23 protein-coding genes are annotated in these 23,019 nt (G+C 35.9%); 11 read left to right on the top strand and 12 right to left on the bottom strand.

The genetic code is table 11. From position 1 onward, the window contains the following. Positions 1 to 179: 179 nt before the first annotated feature. From dnaQ to ABD917_RS01080, 5 genes are read right to left on the bottom strand one after another with little or no spacing between them, the layout of a single operon-like run. Positions 180 to 887 carry a DNA polymerase III subunit epsilon gene (dnaQ, locus tag ABD917_RS01100; RefSeq protein WP_345118244.1) on the bottom strand — a complete coding sequence of 236 codons (708 nt, stop codon included), beginning with the start codon at positions 885 to 887 and terminating at the stop codon, positions 180 to 182. 4 nt (positions 888 to 891) lie between these two features. Further along, positions 892 to 1,479, bottom strand: coding sequence for a dephospho-CoA kinase (gene coaE, locus ABD917_RS01095; RefSeq protein ID WP_345118243.1), 588 nt, complete (start codon positions 1,477 to 1,479; stop codon positions 892 to 894). Continuing rightward, on the bottom strand, positions 1,476 to 2,345 hold the full coding sequence (locus ABD917_RS01090) for a shikimate dehydrogenase (protein WP_345118242.1): 870 nt from the start codon (positions 2,343 to 2,345) through the stop codon (positions 1,476 to 1,478). Before ABD917_RS01090 ends, coaE begins: the two co-directional genes overlap by 4 nt. Then, entirely contained in the window at positions 2,338 to 2,934 is a 597-nt protein-coding gene (locus tag ABD917_RS01085) for a Maf family nucleotide pyrophosphatase (RefSeq protein WP_345118241.1), read from the bottom strand. The genes ABD917_RS01090 and ABD917_RS01085 overlap by 8 nt, the downstream gene beginning before the upstream one ends. Further along, the gene (locus tag ABD917_RS01080) at positions 2,921 to 3,769 is read right to left on the bottom strand and encodes a pyruvate, water dikinase regulatory protein (protein WP_345118240.1); all 849 of its coding nucleotides are present in this window, start codon (positions 3,767 to 3,769) and stop codon (positions 2,921 to 2,923) included. The genes ABD917_RS01085 and ABD917_RS01080 overlap by 14 nt, the downstream gene beginning before the upstream one ends. 612 nt (positions 3,770 to 4,381) lie before the next feature. On the opposite strand from ABD917_RS01080, the gene rho reads away from it, so the two are divergent. The 6 genes from rho (at position 4,382) to ABD917_RS01050 (ending at position 11,372) form a co-directional block, all read left to right on the top strand. Further along, positions 4,382 to 5,647, top strand: a complete 1,266-nt coding sequence (rho, locus tag ABD917_RS01075) for a transcription termination factor Rho (protein ID WP_006923656.1) — start codon at positions 4,382 to 4,384, stop codon at positions 5,645 to 5,647. A gap of 32 nt (positions 5,648 to 5,679) precedes the next feature. After that, entirely contained in the window at positions 5,680 to 6,987 is a 1,308-nt protein-coding gene (gene mnmE, locus ABD917_RS01070) for a tRNA uridine-5-carboxymethylaminomethyl(34) synthesis GTPase MnmE (RefSeq protein WP_345118239.1), read from the top strand. A 111-nt stretch (positions 6,988 to 7,098) separates the two neighbouring features. Beyond that, the gene (mnmG, locus tag ABD917_RS01065) at positions 7,099 to 8,967 is read left to right on the top strand and encodes a tRNA uridine-5-carboxymethylaminomethyl(34) synthesis enzyme MnmG (protein ID WP_345118238.1); all 1,869 of its coding nucleotides are present in this window, start codon (positions 7,099 to 7,101) and stop codon (positions 8,965 to 8,967) included. Then, entirely contained in the window at positions 8,967 to 9,614 is a 648-nt protein-coding gene (gene rsmG / locus ABD917_RS01060; RefSeq protein ID WP_345118237.1) for a 16S rRNA (guanine(527)-N(7))-methyltransferase RsmG, read from the top strand. The genes mnmG and rsmG overlap by 1 nt, the downstream gene beginning before the upstream one ends. 7 nt (positions 9,615 to 9,621) lie before the next feature. Then, positions 9,622 to 10,419, top strand: coding sequence for a ParA family protein (locus tag ABD917_RS01055; protein ID WP_345118236.1), 798 nt, complete (start codon positions 9,622 to 9,624; stop codon positions 10,417 to 10,419). Between the two features lie 47 nt (positions 10,420 to 10,466). Further along, on the top strand, positions 10,467 to 11,372 hold the full coding sequence (locus ABD917_RS01050) for a ParB/RepB/Spo0J family partition protein (RefSeq protein WP_345118235.1): 906 nt from the start codon (positions 10,467 to 10,469) through the stop codon (positions 11,370 to 11,372). A gap of 26 nt (positions 11,373 to 11,398) precedes the next feature. Here the strand turns inward: ABD917_RS01050 and ABD917_RS01045 are convergent, their stop codons facing one another. From ABD917_RS01045 to dapF, 7 genes are all read right to left on the bottom strand, one after another. Then, positions 11,399 to 11,860, bottom strand: a complete 462-nt coding sequence (locus ABD917_RS01045; RefSeq protein ID WP_345118233.1) for a hypothetical protein — start codon at positions 11,858 to 11,860, stop codon at positions 11,399 to 11,401. Positions 11,861 to 12,061: 201 nt separating this feature from the next. After that, the gene (locus ABD917_RS01040; RefSeq protein ID WP_345118232.1) at positions 12,062 to 12,556 is read right to left on the bottom strand and encodes a hypothetical protein; all 495 of its coding nucleotides are present in this window, start codon (positions 12,554 to 12,556) and stop codon (positions 12,062 to 12,064) included. A 2-nt stretch (positions 12,557 to 12,558) separates the two neighbouring features. Then, positions 12,559 to 13,320, bottom strand: coding sequence for a hydroxyacylglutathione hydrolase (gene gloB / locus ABD917_RS01035; RefSeq protein ID WP_345118231.1), 762 nt, complete (start codon positions 13,318 to 13,320; stop codon positions 12,559 to 12,561). A 67-nt stretch (positions 13,321 to 13,387) separates the two neighbouring features. Next, positions 13,388 to 14,056, bottom strand: a complete 669-nt coding sequence (locus ABD917_RS01030; protein WP_345118230.1) for a septation protein A — start codon at positions 14,054 to 14,056, stop codon at positions 13,388 to 13,390. Then, on the bottom strand, positions 14,053 to 15,291 hold the full coding sequence (ftsY, locus tag ABD917_RS01025; RefSeq protein ID WP_345118229.1) for a signal recognition particle-docking protein FtsY: 1,239 nt from the start codon (positions 15,289 to 15,291) through the stop codon (positions 14,053 to 14,055). The genes ABD917_RS01030 and ftsY overlap by 4 nt, the downstream gene beginning before the upstream one ends. Before the next feature lie 13 nt (positions 15,292 to 15,304). Beyond that, positions 15,305 to 16,588 carry a tRNA (N(6)-L-threonylcarbamoyladenosine(37)-C(2))-methylthiotransferase MtaB gene (gene mtaB, locus ABD917_RS01020; protein WP_345118228.1) on the bottom strand — a complete coding sequence of 428 codons (1,284 nt, stop codon included), beginning with the start codon at positions 16,586 to 16,588 and terminating at the stop codon, positions 15,305 to 15,307. Continuing rightward, on the bottom strand, positions 16,588 to 17,439 hold the full coding sequence (gene dapF / locus ABD917_RS01015) for a diaminopimelate epimerase (protein ID WP_345118227.1): 852 nt from the start codon (positions 17,437 to 17,439) through the stop codon (positions 16,588 to 16,590). The genes mtaB and dapF overlap by 1 nt, the downstream gene beginning before the upstream one ends. Before the next feature lie 232 nt (positions 17,440 to 17,671). Between dapF and ABD917_RS01010 the strand changes: the two genes are divergently transcribed. The 5 genes from ABD917_RS01010 (at position 17,672) to sucD (ending at position 22,881) form a co-directional block, all read left to right on the top strand. Next, entirely contained in the window at positions 17,672 to 18,214 is a 543-nt protein-coding gene (locus ABD917_RS01010) for an AprI/Inh family metalloprotease inhibitor (RefSeq protein ID WP_345118226.1), read from the top strand. 98 nt (positions 18,215 to 18,312) lie between these two features. Then, positions 18,313 to 19,482, top strand: coding sequence for a cell division protein ZapE (zapE, locus tag ABD917_RS01005; protein WP_345118384.1), 1,170 nt, complete (start codon positions 18,313 to 18,315; stop codon positions 19,480 to 19,482). A 240-nt stretch (positions 19,483 to 19,722) separates the two neighbouring features. Further along, positions 19,723 to 20,685 carry a malate dehydrogenase gene (mdh, locus tag ABD917_RS01000; RefSeq protein ID WP_345118225.1) on the top strand — a complete coding sequence of 321 codons (963 nt, stop codon included), beginning with the start codon at positions 19,723 to 19,725 and terminating at the stop codon, positions 20,683 to 20,685. 93 nt (positions 20,686 to 20,778) lie between these two features. Continuing rightward, entirely contained in the window at positions 20,779 to 21,975 is a 1,197-nt protein-coding gene (gene sucC / locus ABD917_RS00995) for an ADP-forming succinate--CoA ligase subunit beta (RefSeq protein WP_345118224.1), read from the top strand. 3 nt (positions 21,976 to 21,978) lie between these two features. Then, positions 21,979 to 22,881 carry a succinate--CoA ligase subunit alpha gene (gene sucD / locus ABD917_RS00990; protein ID WP_345118223.1) on the top strand — a complete coding sequence of 301 codons (903 nt, stop codon included), beginning with the start codon at positions 21,979 to 21,981 and terminating at the stop codon, positions 22,879 to 22,881. Positions 22,882 to 23,019 lie beyond the last annotated feature (138 nt).

Raw genomic sequence — 23,019 nt, 5'->3', positions numbered from 1 at the left:
TGCTGTTACAGGATATAATAGCTTTCATTTTGCTCCTCCTATGATAGCTGAGGTACGATGTAGCGATACGGTCGTTGTGGTGTTCCCCTCCCCACAACGACCATTTTTTTAGAAAAATCTTTTTAAGAGATTTTACCCTTCTCAGATTTTTAAATAATCTTTTTAAGGAAAAGATAGAGCTATTCAGGGATTTTGAAGTGATTCCACAGAGCTTTTTCTCCCATTTTGCTGATAAAATCAGCGTGCATATTTTTTTCTTCTACACTTAATCTTGAAGGTAAAGGCTGTGGACGATGTTTAATCGCATAAAGGGCGCCTTTATCGTTTTTTATATCTTCATCATCCTTTTTTTTGTTATTGAAACCCAACACACCCTGTTTTCCACCAATGAGTTCAATATAAACATCGGCGAGAATCTCTGCATCAAGCAAAGCACCATGAAGAACGCGATGGCTATTATCAATTCCAAAACGTTTGCATAAAATATCAAGAGAATTAGGACCCATGGGAAATTTGCGCCGTGCCATAGCTAATGTATCAAGAATATTATCAATACTGATAAGTGGTTTATTTGCTCGTCCTAATTCTGCATTAATAAAACCAATATCAAAACTTGCATTATGGGCAATCATTGTTGCACCATCAATAAATTCCAAAAATTCATCAGCAATATCACTAAAGATTTTTTCATTCTTTAAGCGTTCATTGGTTAATCCATGAATTGCTACAACTTCATCGGGAATGATAACACCTTGAGGATTCAAATAAACATGGAATTGGCGTCCTGTAAGATAACGATCAACCATTTCCACACAACCTATTTCAATTATGCGGTCTTTTTCTTTATCTAAACCTGTTGTTTCTGTATCAAAAATAATTTCACGCATAACTTCAATTCTTTAGTAAATTTTTTATCACGTAAAAAACTTGCTCACGTGTATTCTCTAAGTCTTTTCCTGTATCAATAATAAAATCAGCACGTTTGCGTTTTTCCTTATCAGGCATTTGTCTAGCATCTATAAAGGCAAATTTTTCTTCACTCATATCTTGGCGAATCATTACACGTGCTTTTTGTATTGCCCGTGGAGCAGAGACAACAATAACACTGTCTACACGTTTTTCACTATTTGTTTCAAAAAGAAGTGGAATATCAAGAACAACTAATTCTTTTCCCTGTTGGTGCGCTACCTTAATGAATTCTTGTTCTTTTTTTTGCACCAAAGGATGTATTATTTTTTCTAAGATTTGTAATTTCTCATGATCATTTATCAAAATTTCAGAAAGTTTTAGGCGATTAACTTTACCATCTTCAATAACACTAGGAAACACACTTGCTATCAGCGATATAACTGGTTTACTCTTATAAAGTTGGTGTGTTACATTATCAGCGCTAAAAACAGGAACACCTGCTTGTTTTAAAAAATCAGCAACTGTTGATTTTCCCATACCAATTGATCCGGTCAGTCCTATGATTTTCATTCTGTCTTTTCACCCATATCCTGTAAAATTGCTGTTCGTAATGCTTTTGTAACCTCTGGTCTTATTCCAAACCATCTTTCAAACCCGAAAACAGCTTGATGCAAAAGCATACCAAGTCCATCAATAGTCTTTAAACTATGTTCTTTTGCTTGTTGTAGAAAAGGCGTTATTAATGGCGTATAAACAATATCTGTCACTAATGCTGTTGTTTTTGCCTTATGAAAATCGCAAAAAAAAGAATTTATTTTTTTTTCATGAGGATTTATCATACCTATAGAGGTCGTGTTGACAATTAAATCAGCTTGGTAAAGTATTTTATCTCTATTCTGCCAATCGTGAACTTCAATAGGTTTTCCAAAATGCTGTGCTAAATCTTCTGCGCGCCCCTTTGTACGATTAACTAAGAAAATACGTTCAAATCTACGTTTTTTTAAGGCATAGAGAACAGAACGCGCAGCACCACCTGCACCAAAAACAAGCGCTGTTTCCCCTCCCCAATCAGGAAAAAAATCATCAAGATTAGCGCTAAAACCATAGGCATCACTATTGGTAGCACAAAGTTTATCTCCTTCATACCAAAGCGTATTAACAGCACCAATCATTGTTGCTACATCATCTTTATATTCTACCAAATGAAAAGCTTCTTGTTTGTGAGGTATAGTGATATTCCCTCCACAAAAACCCATTTTTTTTATAGAGGTAAAAAAATCTCTAAATTTTTCAGAAGTTACTTCCTGTGCCAGATATTCGCCTTGTAAATTATATTGTTTAAGCCAAAAATTATGAATTTTTGGTGATTTTGAATGATTAATAGGACTGCCTACAACAAAAGCACGTGGATAACTTTTTTCTTTGTAATTAACCATCAATCACCCCCAAATGACGCAGTTTTACGAGTAAAGGTAATAAAGGTAAGCCAATAATGGTAAAAAAATCTCCTTCAATTTTATCAAAAAGATGAATTCCTTCTCCTTCAATTTGATATACCCCCACACTGTTTAAAACGTCTGTTCCAACACGTGCTAAATAACGTTCAATAAATTCTGATGAAAGAGAACGTACTGACATATGTGCGCTAAAAGATTCCAGCCAAATTTCTTGACCATTGTGAAATAAAGCCACTGCACTATGAAGAGAATGAGTTTTTCCTGATAAATCACACAAACGTTGATATGCTTCTCTTCTACTTGTGACTTTATGAAAAATTTGACCTTTCAAATCAAGCACTTGATCACAACCAATGACAAAAGCATTAGAAAAGCGATCAGAAACATTTTTTGCCTTTGCACTTGCAAGAAAACAGCTGAGTTCTTTAGGATTTTTTGCTTTTCCTATTTTTTCTATCTCTCTTTCATCAAAAGAGGCTCCTTCAATAAAAAAATTTAAACCTGCTTTTTTCAATAATTGTGCACGATAAGAACTAAGAGATGCTAATATTAACTTATCTGTTGTCATGAGATTCTTTCACTTTTTTTTCACGAAATCGCGACAAAAGTTCAAATATAGCTGCTGCTGTCTCTTCAATAGAACGCCTTGTAACATCAATAACAGGCCACCCAAAACGTTCGCAAATGCGTTTTGCATAAGTTAACTCTTCAGCAATACTGATACGATTCGTATAACTTTCAATAGCAAAATTATCTCCTAAATCTCGATTTTTACGAATATGTGAGATTCTTTCAGCAGAAGCAATTAAACCTATTATCAAAGTGTTTTTTGCTTCTAAAAGAGCATCTGGTAAATCAATACTTGGAATAAGAGGAACATTAGCTGTCTTGATTCCACGATTTGCTAAATAAATGCTAGTTGGTGTTTTAGAAGTTCTTGAAATTCCTATAAGAATTACATCGGCATTTGATAAATCATTAGAACATTGTCCATCATCATGTTCTATTGTAAAATCCAATGCCTCAATACGACGAAAATAATCTGCATTGAGATCATGCTGTGCACTAGCACGTAAATTTATTGGTGTTCCAAGATAAGACTGAAAAGCATCCAAAACAGGATGTAATATGTCAATACAGGGGATTTTCATTTTCTCACATCTTTTCTTAAGAAGGAGCTTAATTTTTTTATCAATGATTGTGTAAAGAACAATACCAGGTTCTTGTTGTATTTCATCAAGAGCTCTTTGTAACTGTGCTTCATTACGAATCATCGGATAGATATGCTCTGTTGCTTGACTCATTGTATATTGTGATGCAACAGCCCTTCCAACAGAGATTAATGTCTCCCCTGTTGCATCAGAAAGCATGTGCAAATGAAAGATTTTTTTTTCTTTTGTCACAAAAATATTAATCCCTTGTTAACAAATGTGTATATATGAGTAGTGTTTTTTATAAAATTAAAATTCAGCAGAAATTCTCCATTATTATGCACAAAATGAATGGTTGTGATAATTTATCTCCTCTTATGAGGAAAGTGCGGGGATAATATCTTTAAAGTAATGTTATGTCTGCTTTTTTTATTTTCTCATTTGTGGATAAAATTGAGGACAAATAAAGTATAATTAATAATTCACACTAAACACAGGTTTAAATAAGAAGAATCCCATCTTTTAGAATCTATTTAATATAAAAATATCTGTAAAAAACAAAAATGATTTTGAATATTTATTTATTAGTGCTATATAGCTATTTAGTTAAAGTTTTATTAAGTGAGTTTATTTGAATATTACTTAAATGTTTTTCTAGTTATTCATTTAATTTAAAAGAAATTTATATAATTGATTTTTTTATACCTTTACTTTGTTCTCTATAAAAGTAATTCATATAAATGGTGCTTGCAGATTTTTAAAATTGAGTGTACAATATTTCTTTCTTAATAAGAATATTCCATTCTAGAAATTTTCCATAAATTAATTCAAGAAGAATTTTCCATTACTTAAAGAGCATATTTCATGCAAGAAATGAAACTACAAGAACTTAAAAGTAAAAATCCCGTTGAACTTGTTTCTTTTGCTGAAACATTAGAAGTTGAAAATGCTTCCCTGATGCGCAAACAGGAATTAATGTTTGCTATTTTGAAAAAACTTGCATCGCAAGATGTGGAAATTATAGGAGAAGGAGTCGTCGAAGTTTTACAAGATGGATTTGGATTTTTGCGATCTGCCGATGCTAATTACCTTCCAGGACCTGATGATATTTATCTTTCACCTGCGCAAATTCAATCTTTTTCTTTAAAAACAGGTGATACTGTTGAAGGTCCTATACGGAGTCCAAAAGAAGGAGAACGTTATTTTGCTCTTCTTAAAATTAATACGATAAATTTTGAAGATCCTGAAAAGATTCGCTATAAAATACATTTTGATAATCTTACGCCTCTTTATTCAAATGAACGTTTCCAAATGGAAATACAAGATCCTACAGAAAAGGATATGTCATCACGGGTAATTGATTTGATATCTCCATTGGGAAAAGGTCAGAGAGGACTCATTGTAGCACCTCCTCGGACAGGAAAAACGGTTCTGCTTCAAAATATTGCGCATTCTATTACCACAAATCATCCTGAATGTTATCTTATCGTTCTTTTAATTGATGAACGGCCAGAAGAAGTTACTGATATGCAACGTTCTGTAAAAGGGGAGGTTGTTTCTTCTACTTTTGATGAACCGGCAATACGCCATGTACAGGTAGCTGAAATGGTTATTGAAAAAGCAAAGCGCCTTGTTGAATATGGGCGTGATGTTGTTATACTCCTTGACTCTATTACACGTTTAGGGCGTGCATATAACACGGTTGTTCCTTCATCAGGTAAAGTTTTGACAGGTGGTGTGGATGCAAATGCTCTACAGCGTCCTAAACGTTTTTTTGGTGCAGCACGTAATATTGAAGAAGGTGGATCTTTAACTATTATTGCAACAGCTTTGATTGACACCGGTAGTCGTATGGATGAGGTTATTTTCGAAGAATTTAAAGGAACAGGTAATTCGGAAATTGTTCTTGATCGTAAAGTTGCAGATAAGCGTATTTTCCCTGCCATGGATATTCTAAAATCAGGAACACGTAAGGAAGAGCTTTTAGTGGCACGACAAGATTTACATAAAATCTTTGTACTTCGTCGTATTTTGGCTCCTATGAATGTAACAGATGCAATTGAATTTTTAATTGATAAATTAAAGCAAACGAAAAACAATAGTGAATTCTTTGATTCAATGAATACATAGAAACATTAAGTTTTTTGATTAGGATATATCCTGTGGATACAATCTTTGCTGTTTCGAGTGGATTGTTGCCTTCAGGGGTTGCAGTTATTCGACTTTCTGGTCCTCATGTTGTGGAAATTGTTAAAGCGCTTTGTGGTTGTTTACCTAAAGCGCGATTTATGCATTATGGAAATCTTACAGCGCTTGATGGTAGCTTTTTAGATTCTGCTTTGACTGTTTTTTTTCCTGCACCTCATAGTTTTACTGGAGAAGATTGTGCAGAGTTTCATTTGCATGGAGGAAAAGCGGTTGTAAATCGTTTTCTCGATGAATTATCTACATTTTCTGGGTGTCGTCTTGCTGAAGCAGGTGAGTTTTCTCGTCGTGCCTTTATGGAAGGAAAATTAGACCTTGTTCAAGCAGAGGGGCTTGCTGATTTAATAGAAGCAGAAACGGAAAGTCAGCGACGTTTGGCGGTTATGGGTGCTAGTGGGCATTTAACAGCACTTTATCGCGATTGGCGTCATAAACTGATGAAAGCACGTGCTTTTATTGAAGCAGAGCTTGATTTTTCTGATGAAGCTGATGTTCCAAGTTCGTTATCTGATAAAGTTTGGAAAGATGTGAGTGATCTTTGTAGTTCTCTTCAAAAACATATTGATGATGGAGAACGTGCTAGCATTTTACGCGATGGATTAAAAATTGTTATTGTAGGTGCTCCAAATTCTGGAAAATCAAGTATTATGAATCGTTTGGCTGGAAAGCCTGTTGCTATTGTGACAGACGAAGCAGGAACAACGCGTGATGCTTTAGAAATGAGGCTTGTTGTTGGTGGTTTACCAATTTTTTTGACAGATACTGCTGGTTTTAGGGAAACAGAAAACAAAATTGAGCAATTGGGAATAGAAGTTGCAAAACAGCATGTTAGAGATGCTGATTTGGTTATTTTGGTTTATGATTTGATAAAACCAAAAGAAATTGAATTACCAGAAACTTCTGCTGAAATATGGCATGTTGGTAATAAACTTGATCTTTATGAAGATAAAAAATCCCATTTTTTTATACAGTTTTCTGCATCAACAGGTTTAAATTTTGACTGTTTTATTAAAAAACTTGAATTATTTTGTTCACGCCGTACCGCTGAAATTGGAAATCTTGTACCAGCACGTAAAAGGCAACTTCAATTATTAAAAGAGGCTGTTAAAGAAATTGAGTGTTCTATAAATTATGAATATCTTGACTTGAGTTTACGTGCAGAACATCTTCGTCGTGCTAGTGATTTTATTGGAAAAATTACGGGAGATATAGACGTTGAAGATTTGCTTGATATTATTTTTTCAGAATTTTGTATTGGTAAATAATGATTCACGTGAAACATTGATTATTTTATAGACAGATTTTAAAGATCATGTATTTTATATATTCTGTTTCACGTGAAACTTGAGAGTAGATTCTTTATGGAATAGATCCTAATGCAGTTATATGATGTTATTATTGTTGGTGGTGGTCATGCTGGCTGTGAGGCTGCTTGTGCTTCAGCGCGCGCAGGGGCAATAACTGCTCTTGTTACACATAAAATATCTGCATTAGGAACAATGTCTTGTAATCCTGCTATTGGTGGACTTGGAAAAGGACATCTTGTTCGTGAAATAGATGCTTTGGATGGTCTTATGGGACGCGCAGCAGATGCTGCTGGAATTCAATTTAGACTTCTTAATCGACGTAAGGGACCAGCAGTAAGAGGACCACGTACTCAAGCTGATAGACAGCTCTATAAAGAAGTAATTCAAAATCTTTTGCAAGAACAGGATAATCTTATTCTCATTGAAGATGAGGTTGTTGATTTGATTGTTAAAGAGAAGAGTGTTTCAGGTGTTGTTTTAAAAAAACAAGGAAGAGTTTTTTCTGGTGCTGTTGTTTTAACAACAGGCACATTTTTAAATGGTGTTATTCATATTGGTGATAAAACATGGATGGCAGGGCGTATGGGAGATCAGTCAAGTGTTCAGCTTGCTGAACGCTTGAAAAGTTATGATATAAAGTTTGGAAGATTAAAAACAGGGACACCGGCACGTCTTAGTAAAAAGACAATTCACTGGGAATCTCTTGCAAAACAACAAGCTGATGAATATCCTGTTCCCTTTTCTCTTTTGACAGAAAAAATTAAACAGCCACAAGTTGAATGTGCAATAACACGGACAAATGCACAAACACATCAAATTATTAGAGAGAATATTCATCGCTCTGCTTTATATTCAGGAAATATTGAAGGATTAGGTCCACGCTATTGTCCTTCTATTGAAGATAAAATTGTTAAATTTGGTGAACGTGATGGACATCAGATATTTCTGGAACCAGAAGGATTAAATGATGATACTATTTATCCAAATGGTCTTTCTACTTCTCTTCCTGAGGATGTACAAATCTCTTTATTGAGAAGTATTGAGGGATTGGAAGATGTTAGAATTTTGCAATCTGGTTATGCTATTGAATATGATTTTGTTAATCCACAACAATTGACTAAAACTTTAGAGTTACGCTGTTTATCAGGTCTCTTTTTGGCGGGGCAAATTAATGGTACAACAGGATATGAAGAAGCGGCAGCACAAGGCCTTTTGGCTGGATTAAATGCTGCACGTAAGGTAGGTGGCTTAGATAAAATAATGATAAGTCGTTCTGCTGCTTATATTGGTGTGATGGTAGATGATTTAGTTTCGCGTGGGGTTTGTGAACCTTATCGAATGTTTACATCACGGGCTGAATTTCGTTTGTCTTTGCGATCTGATAATGCTGATATTCGTTTGACACCCTTAGCACAGCAATGGGGTATTGTTAGTAAAATACGTTGGAATAGTTATCAGGAAAAACAACAACGTCTTGATCAAGCACGATCCCTGTGCAAAGAACTTTTTCTAACGCCTAATGAAGCATTTGCTCATGGATTACAAGTAAATCGTGATGGCGTTCGGCGTTCGGCTTATGATTTTCTTGCTTATCCTCATATGAGTTTAGAGCGTCTTTCACATTTTTGGCCACAATTAAAGTCAATTGATTCTAAAACTGTTGAAACTTTAGAAATTGAGGCACAATATGCAGTTTATTTAGAAAAACAAGCACAAGATATTGCGGTTCTTCAGCGTGATGAAGGTTTAGAAATTCCCTCTTCTCTTGATATTCAGTCAATTTCAGGTCTTTCAAACGAGCTAAAAACAAAAATTCAGGAAAATTCTCCACGTTCAATTGCTGATGCACAAAAAATTGATGGTATGACGCCTGCAGCATTGTCGCTTATTATTACATATATTCAACGTCAACGACGTGAAAAGGCTAAAATAGCTTAATGAGTCTTTCTACAGAACAAAAATATCAGGCGCTTTTAAATATAGTTCCTTCTGTTTCACGTGAAACGATGGAAAATTTAATACAATTTGAAGCTTTAATAATGCAGTGGAATAAGCATATTAATTTAGTATCTGCTGCAACAATACCCCTGCTGTGGACACGTCATATTTTAGATTCAGCGCAAATTTATCCTTTGTACAGTAATTTTCTGCATTGGTGTGATCTTGGATCAGGTGGTGGATTTCCTGCAATCGTGATTGCTATTTTTTTGAAAGAAAAAAAAGCAGGGCATATTAATCTTGTTGAAAGTAATGGAAAAAAAGTTGCTTTTTTACGAACAGTCATTGCTGGGCTTGATCTTCCAGCAACAGTTTATCATTGTAGAATTGAGGATGTATACAAAAAAATAACAACACCAGAGGTGATAACAGCACGAGGATTGACTTCACTTGATGAACTTTTAGGACTTATTTTTCCTTTATTAACACGAAAAACAATAGCTGTTTTGCAAAAAGGACGGGATTACTCTACAGAAATAAAAAAAGCCTCTGCCAATTGGCAGTTTGATCTGCTAAAACATAAAAGTAAAATCGATGAAAATTCTGTTATTTTAGAAATTTCTCATCTTCTATCATGTAGAGGGTAAAAGCAAAATGAGCGAAACACGGATTATCGCTATTGCAAACCAAAAGGGTGGGGTAGGAAAAACAACCACAGCAATTAATCTTGCTACAGCTTTAGCAGCTATTGGGGAAAATGTTCTTATTATGGATGTTGATCCACAAGGAAATGCTAGTACAGGATTGGGAATAGATCGAAATAACCGTCCTTTGTCCTCTTATGATGTTTTAGTCTCAGGGATTTCAGTAACAAAAGCTGCTTTAAAAACAGCAGTACCCAATCTCCATATTGTACCTTCTACACTTGATCTTTTAGGTGTTGAAATGGAAATTTCTTCATCAAAAGATCGTATTCAACGATTACGTAAGGCTCTCTATGATGATCCTAAGATGAAAAAAAAATTCAGTTATATCTTAATTGATTGTCCTCCATCCCTTAATCTCTTAACTCTTAATGCTATGGGGGCTGCAGATTCCGTTTTGGTTCCTATGCAATGTGAGTTTTTAGCTCTTGAAGGTTTAAGCCAATTGCTTGAAACTGTTAAACAAGTACGGTCTGTACTTAATCCATCCTTAGAAATTCAAGGTATTGTCCTAACAATGTATGATGGACGGAATAATCTTTCAAATCAAGTGGTTGAGGATGTACGTTCTTTTATGGGAGATAAAGTTTATCGTACTGTTATTCCAAGAAATGTGCGGGTATCAGAAGCACCTTCTTTTGGTAAACCAGTATTGCTTTATGATCTCAAATGTGCAGGTAGCCAAGCTTATTTGCGTTTAGCATCAGAAGTGATACAACGTGAAAAACAAGCACATGCTGCTGCTTAAAAATGTGAAAAAATAATTTTTGTAAAGAAAACTCAAAGAGTGAAATTATGAATGATGATCAATCAAAAAAAAGACTGGGACGTGGATTAGCAGCATTGATTGGTGATATGAGTTTAAACAACAGTCTTACACGTTCTCCTCATGCTGAAAAATTAACAGAGTTCAGTACAGTTTCTACACTTTCTGAGCGGTTTGTTCCACTTGAATCCATTTCGTGTAATCCACACAATCCACGGCGCCATTTTACTGAATCGGAACTCGATAATTTAGCACAATCAATCCGTCAGCATGGTGTTGTTCAACCTATTATTGTAAGACCTTTACGTGATCATCCTCAGCAATTTGAATTAATTGCTGGTGAACGGCGATGGCGTGCTGCACAGCGTGCTCATTTAAGTCAATTACCGGTGATTGTCCGTGATGTGGATGATAAAACAGCTTTAGAATTGGCAATTATTGAAAATGTTCAGCGTGCTGATCTCAACCCTATTGAAGAAGCAATGGGATATGAAGCTTTGCTGAATGAACATGGTTATACGCAAGCAGATTTAGCACAGGTGATTGGAAAAAGCCGAAGTCATGTGGCAAATACACTTCGTTTGTTAAAATTACCAGAAAAAGTACAACAATTCTTAACCGATGGACAGCTTTCTGCCGGTCATGCACGTTGTCTTATAACAGTTGATAATCCACAAGATTTGGCCGAAAAAATTATTCGTGAAGGTCTTTCAGTACGCCAAACAGAAATACTTGCCTATGAGCAAGCTAACCCGAAGGTTAAAAAACGAACCGCTGTGGAAAAAGATGCAGAAACAAAATCTTTAGAAAAATTACTTGCAGATGTCATTGGAATGAAAGTTATTATTCGACATGGTAAAAAAGGTGGCGATTTAAAAATACATTACTCTTCACTAGAACAATTAGATGATATTTGTCGTCGTTTGCAAAGTTAATCAATTATTTGAAATAAAAGAGTTTTCTAACAAACTGTTCTTAAGATTTTAATTACTCTATACATATGTTCTTTAGTAAATTCAATATTTTTTGAAGATATAATATTTTGTTTACGCAGAAAGTTTTCTTTATTTATAAGCGCATTTAATGTTGCTTGAAGTGCTAAGTGACCAATAACAAAATCTTTGGGTGTGAGATCATTTTCTTTTAAAAGACTCACGAATTTTGCTTTACTAGAAATGTAAGTGATGTACCCTTCAATATTGTTATCATTAGTGGTAAGATCATTTTCAGTTTTAGCTGTTTCTCGCTCTGGAGGTAAATTTTTACATTCTTTTGCAATTTTCTCCAGTTTTAAAAGAAAATCTTCTGTTAAGGAATAATTTACAACAAGAGGTGAGGTAAGGGGAGTATTATTTGTTGTTTCTTTTGTTTTTTGAGCATATGAGGCAAAGGAAAAAAGAAAAAAAAATACAAATTTGAACATGATTTAAATTTATCCTTTCTTTTTTCAGTTTTAGCGAAGTTTCCTTTGTCTGTGCTTTTTATTTTTAGAAAAATTATTTGCAAATATAATCAGAATATAAGTAATTGCTATTAATACTAAAAACACTGTATTTTTTTATGCACTCTTTAACATGAGAGCAATGAGATAATGTTTTTAGTTTCTCTTAATTGATTATTTGTTTTAAATGAGTTCTTCGCAAATATCTAAAAGAGTGTTTATTTTATAAAAATGTTTTTTAGCAAATTCAAAATTATTTGTAGATATAATATTTTTTTCAGGTGAATGTTCTTTTTCGGGAGCAAAGGCAAGAAACATTAATACTTCTATAAGTGTTAAAGTGCCAGCAGCAAAATCTTCAGCTGTGAGATTATTTCTTTCTAAAATATGCATAAGTCGTGTTTTTTTAGAAATATAGGTAGTATAGTTTTCAATACTAGAATAAATATTAGAATTATAAGTTATAGGATTAATTACGCTATTGGCTGTTTTTGACTCTGAAGGTAAGTTTTTACATTCTTTTGCGATTTTTTCTAGTTTTAAAAGAAGATCTTCCGTTAAGGGATAATTTCCAATGAGAGATGATGTAAGAGAAACAGTGTCCGTTTTTTCTTTTGTTTCTTGAGCGTATGAAGCAAAGGAAAAAAGAAAAAAAAGGCACAATGCAAATTTAAACATGATTAAAAATTGTCCTTTCTTTTTCTGATTTTAGCAAAGATTTCTTCATCGGTTTCTTTTTCCATCGCAAGATTTTTTCTGATTATATAATCATCCCAACGAAGAAAGGGGTTTGTCATTTTTTCTTGGGCTAAAGTAGTGGGGAGAGTCATGGCGTTTTTGGCGCGCAACAAAAAGACCTCCTCTGCTCTTTGATAAAGTTTTTGATTGTCTGGATCAATTGTCAGTGCAAAAAGAGCATTGTTTTTGGTGTATTCATGGCCACAATAAAGAAGTGTTTCATCTGGAAGTTGACGAAGTTTTTTTAAAGAGTCTAGCATTTGTGCTGGTGTTCCTTCGAAAAGACGCCCACAACCAAGTGAAAAAAGTGTATCTCCAGCAAAGAGTAATTTTTCTTTAGGGAGATAGTAAGATAAGGCTCCTAGCGTGTGACCAGGTGTTGAAAGTGCCAAAATTGTCTGGCTGCCAAAGAAAAAGCTTTCATCAGGTTGAAGAGTTTTATCAAGATAAGGAATTTTTTCTTTTTCTGCTTCTGGTCCAATAATAACAGCTTTGTAAGCTTGTTTTAACTCTTCTAGTGCTTCTACATGGTCGTAATGATGATGTGTTACAAAAACAGCTTGTAGTGTCCAGTTACGCCGTTTTAAGGCATTATGGATAGCGTTACTTTCAGGAGCATCAATAGCGGCTGTATAACCGCTATTTTCATCATGAATGAGTACACCAAAATTATCTTCTCGACAAATAAACTGTTCAATCAACATATCTTCCTCCATGAACAGTTTACAGCGATAAATCTAAAAAATGATCTATAATGATTAATATATCTTTTTAAGAATCAGATTTATCCTCTTCTGTAAAAAGTCCTTGTGAATGTTTTAGTATAAGAGGCATTTGGGTTATCATAAAAAGAACTGTTATGGGCATAACACCAAATACTTTAAAACTCGTCCAAAAATTATCACTAAAATTGCGCCAAATTATTTCATTCAAAAGAGCAAGAAAAACGAAAAAAAATGCCCAACGATAGGTAAGTTTTTGCCAACCTATATCATTAAGTTTTAAAGTAGAATCAAGAGCATAACGCAACAATGGCTTTTTAAAAAACATACCACCAAAAAGAATAACAGCGAATAGGCTATTAATAATTGTTGGTTTCATTTTAATGAAAGTATCATTGTGAAGCCAAAGAGTTAAAAATCCAAAGAAGAGAACAAATATTCCCGAGATAAGAGGCATTATGGGAATTTTTCGTGCAAGAACCCATGATAAACTTAATGCGATAATAATTGCTACCATAAAAATAGCTGTGGCGGGAAAAATAGGTTTATGAAAATTTTTAAAAAGCTCAATATTTTTTATCAACCATTCGCCTTTATAATTGGCAAGGAAAAAAACAATCAATGGTCCCATTTCTAAAAGAAATTTTAGCGTTGGTGAAAAGGGCGCTTTTTTATTAAGATCATTATGTGAATTGATTTTTAATGAAGTTTTTCTCATGCGTATCTTCCTGCAATTGTTTCGGCAAAATCAGAAGCAGAAAAGGGTTGAAGATCCTCGACATTCTCTCCTATACCGATAAAATGAACGGGTAATTTATATTTTTCTGCAATAGCAACAAGAATCCCTCCCCGTGCGCTACCATCGAGCTTTGTCATGACTAAACCATTAACACCGGCAATATCGCGGAAAATATCTACTTGATTGAGCGCATTTTGTCCGGTGGTAGCATCTAGCGTTTGAAGAACTGTATGAGGTGCTTGGGGAGTGTGTTTCTTCAAAACACGGATAATTTTTGCCAATTCATCCATCAATTCGGTTTTATTTTGTAAACGTCCAGCAGTATCAATAATCAAAACATCACTATTTGCTTTTTGGGCTTTTTCATAAGCGTCAAATGCTAAACTTGCAGCATCTGCTCCTAGTTTTGTTGAAATAACAGGAGAATCTGTGCGTTCACCCCAAATATGCAATTGTTCAATAGCAGCTGCGCGGAATGTATCGCCAGCAGCTAGCGTAACTTTTAGTCCTCCTGCGGTAAGTTTTGCTGCAATTTTCCCAATAGTTGTTGTTTTTCCAGTACCATTTACACCGACAAGTAAAATAACATGAGGCTTATGATTAAGATCAAGTTCTAGTGGAATTGCAACAGGTTCCAAAACCTTTTTGATTTCATCTGTCATAATGGTGTGAATGTCATCTGGAGATAAATTCCTTTCATAACGACTAGAAGAAAGATTATCAGTGATACGTGTTGCCGTTTCAACACCAAGATCTGCTTGAATCAGGATGTCTTCTAACTCTTGCAATGTATCTTCACTAAGCTTTCCCTTAACAAAGAGATCACTAATTGATCCGCTTAGTCTTTGTGAAGAAAGAGCTAAGCCCTTTTTTAGGCGTCCAAACCATGGTGTTTTTTTCTGTTCAACAGAGGATATAGAAGAAAACTCTTCAATTTTCTTCTGATAGACAGCATCTGTGACGATAACTCTTCCAGAAAGAGCAACTTTTTTAGAGACACCTTCAAAAGAGCGTGTTTTCTCATTACATTTTGCAGATATTGTCTTTTGACTTTCTCTTTGTTCTGCTTTTTCTTTATCTGTAGATGATTGCTTGTTTTTGGTATTTTCACTTTCTTTTATTACATCATCTTCATAGGAAGGTAAAATCTGTTCCTTTTCTCGTTCTTCAGACTTTTTAAAAGAAAATATTTTTTTTATAAAAGATTTTGTCATAAGGGTTTCCTGCTCAAGCTGCATTTAATTTTGGAAGGACAGCAATCAATTTATTGCCATCATGGTCAACAATAAGGGCTTGAACAATTGTTCCAGCTTTTGCTCCTTTTATTTGTACAAGAGTATAATCTTCTGTTCGTCCAATTTCATCTTTTTCAACGAGAATTGTTTGCTGGCTATTTTGTAAGCGAGCAAGATGTCTTTGGTAAGCCTTTTCACCTACTTCGCGTAGCCGTTGTGCGCGTATCTTAATTATTTTACGATCAATTTGTGGCATACGTGCGGCAGGTGTTCCTTCTCTTGGACTAAAAGGAAAGACATGAAGGTGTGTTAAATGACAATCATTGATCAAAGCGAGGCTATTTTGGAACATTTCCTCTGTTTCGGTAGGAAAACCAGCAATCAGATCTGCACCATAAACCATTGTAGGCCGTTTGGCTAGTAATTCTTGGCAAAATTGAATTGCATGTTCACGCAAATGTCGTCTTTTCATTCTTTTTAAAATCATATTATCGCCTGCTTGCAAGGATAAATGTAAATGCGGCATGATCCTTGTTTCATAGGCTAAAAGATTAATAAGTTCTTCGTCTGCTTCAATAGAGTCAATTGATGAAAGGCGTAATCGAGGTAAGTCAGGAACATGATGTAAAATGGCAGAAGTTAATTTTCCTAAAGTCGCTTTTCCAGGTAGATCGTGACCATAGCTTGTAAGATCAACACCTGTTAAAACCACTTCTTGAATACCATTATCTATAAGCTGTTTAATTTGTTCAATGACAGCTCCCATGGGGACTGAACGTGACGGCCCGCGACCATAAGGAATAATGCAAAAGGTACAGCGATGATCGCATCCATTTTGCACTTGTACAAAGGCACGTGTGCGTTCTTCCATCGCACTCACCATATGCGGAGCAATTTTTTGCACTTCCATGATATTATTGATACGCAATTTTTCGGAATGGTTGATACCAAAATCAGGAAGTTGACGATAAGAATGCGCATGGAGTTTTTCTTCATTGCCTAAAACAAGATCCACTTCTGTCATTGAAGCAAAATTTTGGCCTTCTGTTTGTGCAGCACATCCTGTGACAATAATACGGGCATGAGGATTTTCTCGTTTTGCTTTGCGGATCGCTTGTTTTGCTTGTCGCACAGCTTCTGCAGTGACTGCACAGGTATTAAAGATGATCGCACCATCTTTGAGTTGATCTAGCCCTGAAGAAGTACTTTCCTTGCGTATAATTTCTGATTCATAGCTGTTTAATCGACAACCAAATGTTACAATTTCTATTGTCATCAAAAGTGAACCTTTTTATAGCTTCCTGTTAAAGGGTTTAAAAAACCACTAAATTCATATTCAATTGGACCAGTCATGATAATATGATCATCTTCTCTGTAAAAAATATTAAGTTTTCCCCCTAGTAAATTCACATCGATATGGCGTTTTGTAAGCCCACGTCGATAAGCAGCTACCGCACTCGCACAAGCAGCACTCCCACATGCTTGCGTTAATCCAGCACCCCGCTCCCATGTGCGTAAATTTAGGCTTTTCTTTGACATGACTTGAGCAATGGAAATATTACATCGTTCTGGGAAAAGAGGGTCATTTTCAAGTTTTGGTCCATATTTTTCTAATGGAAGATGTTTAATATCACTTTCAATAAAGAAAATAGCATGGAGATTGCCGATAGATACAAGGCTCGCATCTTTTAAGGGCCCAGCAGTGATATCAACATGATTGGTATCAGCTATTTCACGTGAAACAGGCATGTCTTTTGCATTGAAATTTGGGTTCCCCATGTCAACAGAAATAAGATTGTTGGTTTCGCGTTTGCCTTCAATAATTCCAGCAGGGGTTTCTAATCGAAAGATCTCACCCAAATTATGGTCTGTAAGCCATGCGATGACACAACGGGTACCATTGCCACAGGCTTTAGCCATGGAGCCGTCAGAATTCCATATTTCAAGGCGAAAATCAGCTCCTTTGTGAGTTGGTGGGTGAAGTGCCATAATTTGATCAAACTGTGTTTGAGAATCTGCTGATAAGGCAAGAATTGCTTGTGATGTGAGGGCATCTTCGCTGTCACGCATATCAGCTACAACGATTTGATTTCCAAGACCGTTCATTTTGCTGAATGGTATTTTCATGAAATTTCTCTATTTTTATTGATTGCCTACAAAAATATATGACGGAAAATCTTATAAATTTCTAGTATTTAATAGATATAAAACGGATAGAAAGATTATTTATCTATTTAAAATCGGCAATTTTCATGCTGTTTTTTTTATTTGTTAACGTATCTTTGTAAAATGCTATATAACAAATGTTCACTCATTTCTTTGAGTGAGCTTATTTATTGTCGTGGGAAAGAGTATAGATATGGCATTTTCAAGGATTTCATTTTTCGTTGCACTATCAACAGTTACATTTTTAGGAGGGTGTTTAACATCGCGGTTTGACAGTAATGATAGTAACAACACATTAGAAGTTTTTTATCCACTTCAACAAATAGAAACAGAAGTGGTGCCTGATGTATCATCTTCTTCATCGGCTACTGAAGCAGCAGATGGTTCAATGTATGAGAAAGGAGATTCTCAAAGTGATGGACGAATGGCCAGCCTTGAATTACCAAGTAGTGCTATTGATTTATTTCCTGCAAGTATTGCTGGGGTATGGAACCTTTCTATGGGGGGCAAAGTTTGTCGAATTGCAACGCCACAGACAAAATTTGGACAAGGATATCGTGCAGGGCCCCTACAGTGTCCAGGAATCATTTCTCAAGTGAAGTCGTGGGCTGTTAAAGGAAAAAGATTATATTTCTATAATAATTCAGGACGCGTCATTATTTCCCTTTATTCTTCCAATGTTGATCGTTTTGAAGGACGTACACTTGATGATCACACCGTTATTTTAAGCCGCTAAAGCGCTTTTGACCATTTATAAAAATAAGAAATAGATGTATAGGTCCTTGAAAAAAACATCTATTTTTTATGAAAAATGGTGTGGAAAAGGTTGTTTTTATGACTTTGGTTTCAACGCGTTATAAAGAGCTGGTCTTAAAGGGAGAAATCAGTTTTGATCCTTCTCAATTGGCTTTGACAGAGTCTTTTGATCATTTATTACAAAAAATTACAGAACAAAATATTTCCCGCCCTCTAGCATTTTGGCATTTTTTCAAGAGAAAAAAACAACCATTGTTCCATGTTTTAAGACAAGGAGAAGGCGATACTTTCTTTCAAGGGCTCTATATTTATGGCGAAGTAGGACGGGGCAAAACCATGCTGATGGATTTGTTCTTTTCTTGTTTGCCGCTGGAGCGTAAAAAGCGTGCTCATTTTAATGATTTTATGGCTGATATACATGAGCGTATTAATTTTTACCGTAAAGCATCAACACACAAAAAAGCTGGACAAGATAATCCTATTTTAGCTGTTGCCCAAGATCTTGTACGAGAAGCCAAAGTGCTTTGTTTTGATGAGTTTAGTATCACAGATATTGCTGATGCCATGGTGCTTGGTCGTCTTGTTGCTGCTTTATTTGATAAAGGGACTTTCTTCGTTGCGACTTCAAATGTTGCTCCTGATAATCTTTATTATAACGGTTTAAACAGAGATCTTTTTTTGCCTTTTATTCAGGCTTTGAAAACACATGTTCATGTCGTTAACCTTGATGCAAAGACAGACTATCGGCTTGAAAAATCGAATCTACAACATGTGTATATAACGCCATTAGGCAGGAAAGCAGATGAATACATGAATCAAGCTTGGGCGTTAGCATTGCAAGGACACCAAGAAATATCTGATGAACTCTTTATAAAAGGGCGTCTTATCCCTCTTCCTCGTGTTGGTGCGGGTTGTGCACGCTTTGATTATCGAGATTTATGTGCAAAGTCTTTGGCAGCAGCTGAATATTTAGCATTAGGGGAACGTTATCATACGATTTTTATCGATAATGTACCGGTTATGGATGATACATATCGCAACGAAACAAAACGATTTATTTTACTTATTGATGTCCTTTATGAACACCACATAAGATTATTTATGTCAGCGGCGGCAAAACTTGAGGATTTATATAAGGGGTATGCGCAGACTTCCGAAACATTTGAATTTCAGAGAACACAATCACGTCTTTTTGAGATGCAAAGCAAAGATTATTTAAAAGTTTGGGCAGAACGTTTTCTCATTTAAAGGAAAAGCTGATTATCATTTTATCTTTACGTAAACTTTAAGAATAATAACTCGTTGAATTCAAAACAAGTGTAATAATTCTATTGTATTTTTTAGAAATTCACTTTATCGATACATCTATAGTAATTTTTCTAATAGCATGTTTCCGTGGAGGATTATGGCTTCTGTGAAGTAAAGAAAATATTTAATATATCGGCGCTGGTTAAGTATATGTTGAGTTTTTTAGTGAGGAAAAATAAAATGGCACGGAAAAAAATAGCTCTCATTGGTTCGGGTATGATCGGGGGCACGTTAGCACATATAATTGGGCTTAAAGAGCTTGGTGATGTTGTCTTGTTTGATGTTGCAGAAGGTATGCCTCAGGGGAAGGCGCTTGATATAGTCGAATCTTCACCCGTTGATGGTTTTGATGTCAGTTTAAAAGGCGCAAATGCTTATGAGGCAATTGAGGGGGCTGATGTTGTTATTGTAACAGCAGGAGTTGCACGTAAACCAGGTATGAGTCGTGATGATCTTTTAGGCATTAATTTAAAAGTCATGGAACAGGTTGGTGTTGGGATAAAAAGATATGCGTCTTCAGCGTTTGTTATTTGTGTCACTAACCCCCTTGATGCAATGGTATGGGCATTGCAAAAATTTTCAGGTCTTCCCGTTCATAAAGTGGTGGGTATGGCTGGTATTCTTGATTCGGCACGTTTTCGTTATTTCTTGTCTGAGGAATTTAAGGTCTCTGTTAAAGATGTGAGCGCGTTTGTTTTAGGAGGGCACGGTGATTCAATGGTGCCTTTGGTGCGTTATTCAACAGTTGGTGGTATTTCTTTGCCTGATCTTGTGAAGATGGGCTGGACCACACAAGAAAGAATTGATCAAATTATCCAACGTACCCGTGATGGTGGTGCAGAAATTATTGGCTTGTTAAAAACAGGATCTGCTTTTTATGCACCAGCAGCTTCTGCTGTTTCTATGGCTGAGGCCTATTTGAAGGATACTAAGCGTGTTGTTCCTGTTGCGGCTTATCTTTCAGGGCAATACGGGGTGAACGATACCTATGTTGGTGTTCCTGTGGTGCTTGGAGCGGGTGGTGTTGAAAGAATCATTGAAATTGATCTTGATAAAGAAGAAAAAAGTGCTTTTGAATATTCAGTGAATGCGGTTAAGAAGCTTTGTGAAGCTTGTACCGCTCTTGTACCTAGTCTTGCTTAAATTAAGCAAGGTTCTGTTCATTTAAATAGAGTATCTGAAAGATTAGGATTTGAAAATTAGTTAAAGTAATTCATAAAAGAAAAGGACAAATGCATGAATATCCATGAGTATCAGGCCAAACGTCTGCTTCATGAATATGGAGCACCAATTGCAAATGGTGTCGCTGTTTATTCTGTAGAGCAAGCTGAAAAATGGGCAAAGAAATTGCTTGGACCTCTTTATGTGGTTAAAAGTCAGATACATGCTGGTGGTCGTGGTAAGGGTAAGTTTAAAGAACTTGATCCTGATGCAAAAGGTGGTGTTCGGCTTGCAAAATCGGTTGAAGAAGTTGTTGAAAATGTCCAAGAAATGCTTGGTAAAACTTTGGTAACCAAACAAACTGGTCCAGAGGGTAAACAAGTCAATCGTCTTTATATTGAGGATGGTGCTGATATCGAACGGGAGATTTATCTTTCTCTTTTGGTTGATCGTAGCGTTGGTCGAGTTGCTTTCGTGGTTTCAACAGAAGGTGGAATGGATATTGAAACGGTCGCTGAAGAAACACCAGAAAAAATATTAACTCTATCCATTGATGCTACACAGGGTGTTACCTCTGATGATTGTGCGAGGCTTTGTGATGCATTGGAATTGCAAGGGTGTGCGAGAGAAGATGGAGAAAAGCTTTTTCCAATTCTCTATAAGGCGTTTTGTGAAAAAGATATGAGCCTTCTTGAAATCAATCCACTTATTGTCATGAAAGACGGTCATTTGCGCGTTCTTGATGCAAAGGTTTCTTTTGATAATAATGCTCTGTTCCGTCATCCAGATATTTTGGAATTACGCGATACTTCAGAAGAAGATCCCAAAGAGATAGAAGCATCAAAGCATGATCTTGCTTATGTCGCTCTTGAGGGTACAATCGGTTGTATGGTCAATGGTGCGGGTCTTGCTATGGCGACAATGGATATCATTAAGCTTTATGGAGCTGAACCAGCAAACTTCCTCGATGTTGGTGGTGGAGCTTCAAAAGAGAAGGTAACTGCTGCTTTTAAAATTATTACTGCTGATCCCAATGTTAAAGGTATTTTGGTCAATATTTTTGGTGGTATTATGCGTTGCGATGTCATTGCTGAGGGTGTGGTTGCTGCCGTTCGCGAAGTTGGTTTAAAGGTTCCTTTGGTTGTTCGTCTTGAAGGTACGAATGTTGAGCAAGGTAAAGCGATTATCAGTGACAGTGGTTTAAATGTTATTCCCGCTGATGATTTAGATGATGCTGCTCAAAAGATTGTTGCAGCCGTGAAGGGAGCTTAAGCGATGTCAATTCTTGTGAATAAAGATACAAAAGTTCTGGTTCAAGGGCTTACAGGAAAAACAGGAACATTTCATACAGAACAAGCACTTGCTTACTACGGCACGCAAATGGTTGGTGGTGTCAATCCTAAAAAGGGTGGTGAGATATGGGAAGGTTCAAAAGGTGAAACCCTTCCTATTTTTGCTAGTGTTGCAGAGGGAAAAGAAAAAACAGGCGCTGATGCTTCCGTTATTTATGTTCCACCTGCAGGGGCGGCAGCAGCTATTATAGAAGCGATTGATGCTGAGATCCGTTTGATTATCTGTATCACAGAAGGCATTCCTGTTATGGATATGGTGAAGGTAAAGGCAAGGTTGGAGAAATCAAAATCCCGTCTCATTGGTCCTAATTGCCCTGGTATTCTTACACCAAATGAATGTAAAATTGGTATTATGCCTGGTTCTATTTTTAGAAAAGGCTCTGTTGGAGTTGTTTCACGCTCAGGGACTCTAACCTATGAAGCAGTGTTTCAAACAAGTCATGAAGGACTTGGACAGACAACAGCTATTGGTATTGGTGGCGATCCTGTTAAGGGTACCGAATTTATTGATGTGTTGGAAATGTTTTTAGCAGATGATGAAACTCAGTCTATTGTTATGATTGGGGAAATTGGTGGTTGTGCCGAAGAAGAAGCAGCACAGTTCCTCCAAGATGAAGCAAGAAAAGGTCGCAAAAAACCGGTGGTTGGCTTTATTGCTGGTCGTACAGCTCCTCCAGGGCGTACCATGGGGCATGCTGGTGCTGTGATCTCGGGTGGAAAAGGTGGAGCAGAAGATAAAATTGCCGCAATGGAAGCAGCTGGAATTCGGGTTTCTCCTTCACCGTCTCAGATAGGCAAAACTTTGATGTCGGTTTTGAAGGGCTGAAAAACTTTATCTTAATAAGGGTATATTCTTATTAAGATAAAATGTTGGATGTAAAAAGGTGAAAGCTTTTTTGAACTTTCTGATTTTCGTTTGTTTTGCAAGCGTTTAAAGGTCAAAAAAAATATAAGGAGACGGAAT

It is taken from the genome of Bartonella pachyuromydis, assembly GCF_039543065.1.
GTDB lineage: Bacteria > Pseudomonadota > Alphaproteobacteria > Rhizobiales > Rhizobiaceae > Bartonella > Bartonella pachyuromydis.
The sequence above is the reverse complement of the archived record's forward strand: the minus strand, read 5'-3'. Positions and strand labels throughout refer to the sequence as shown.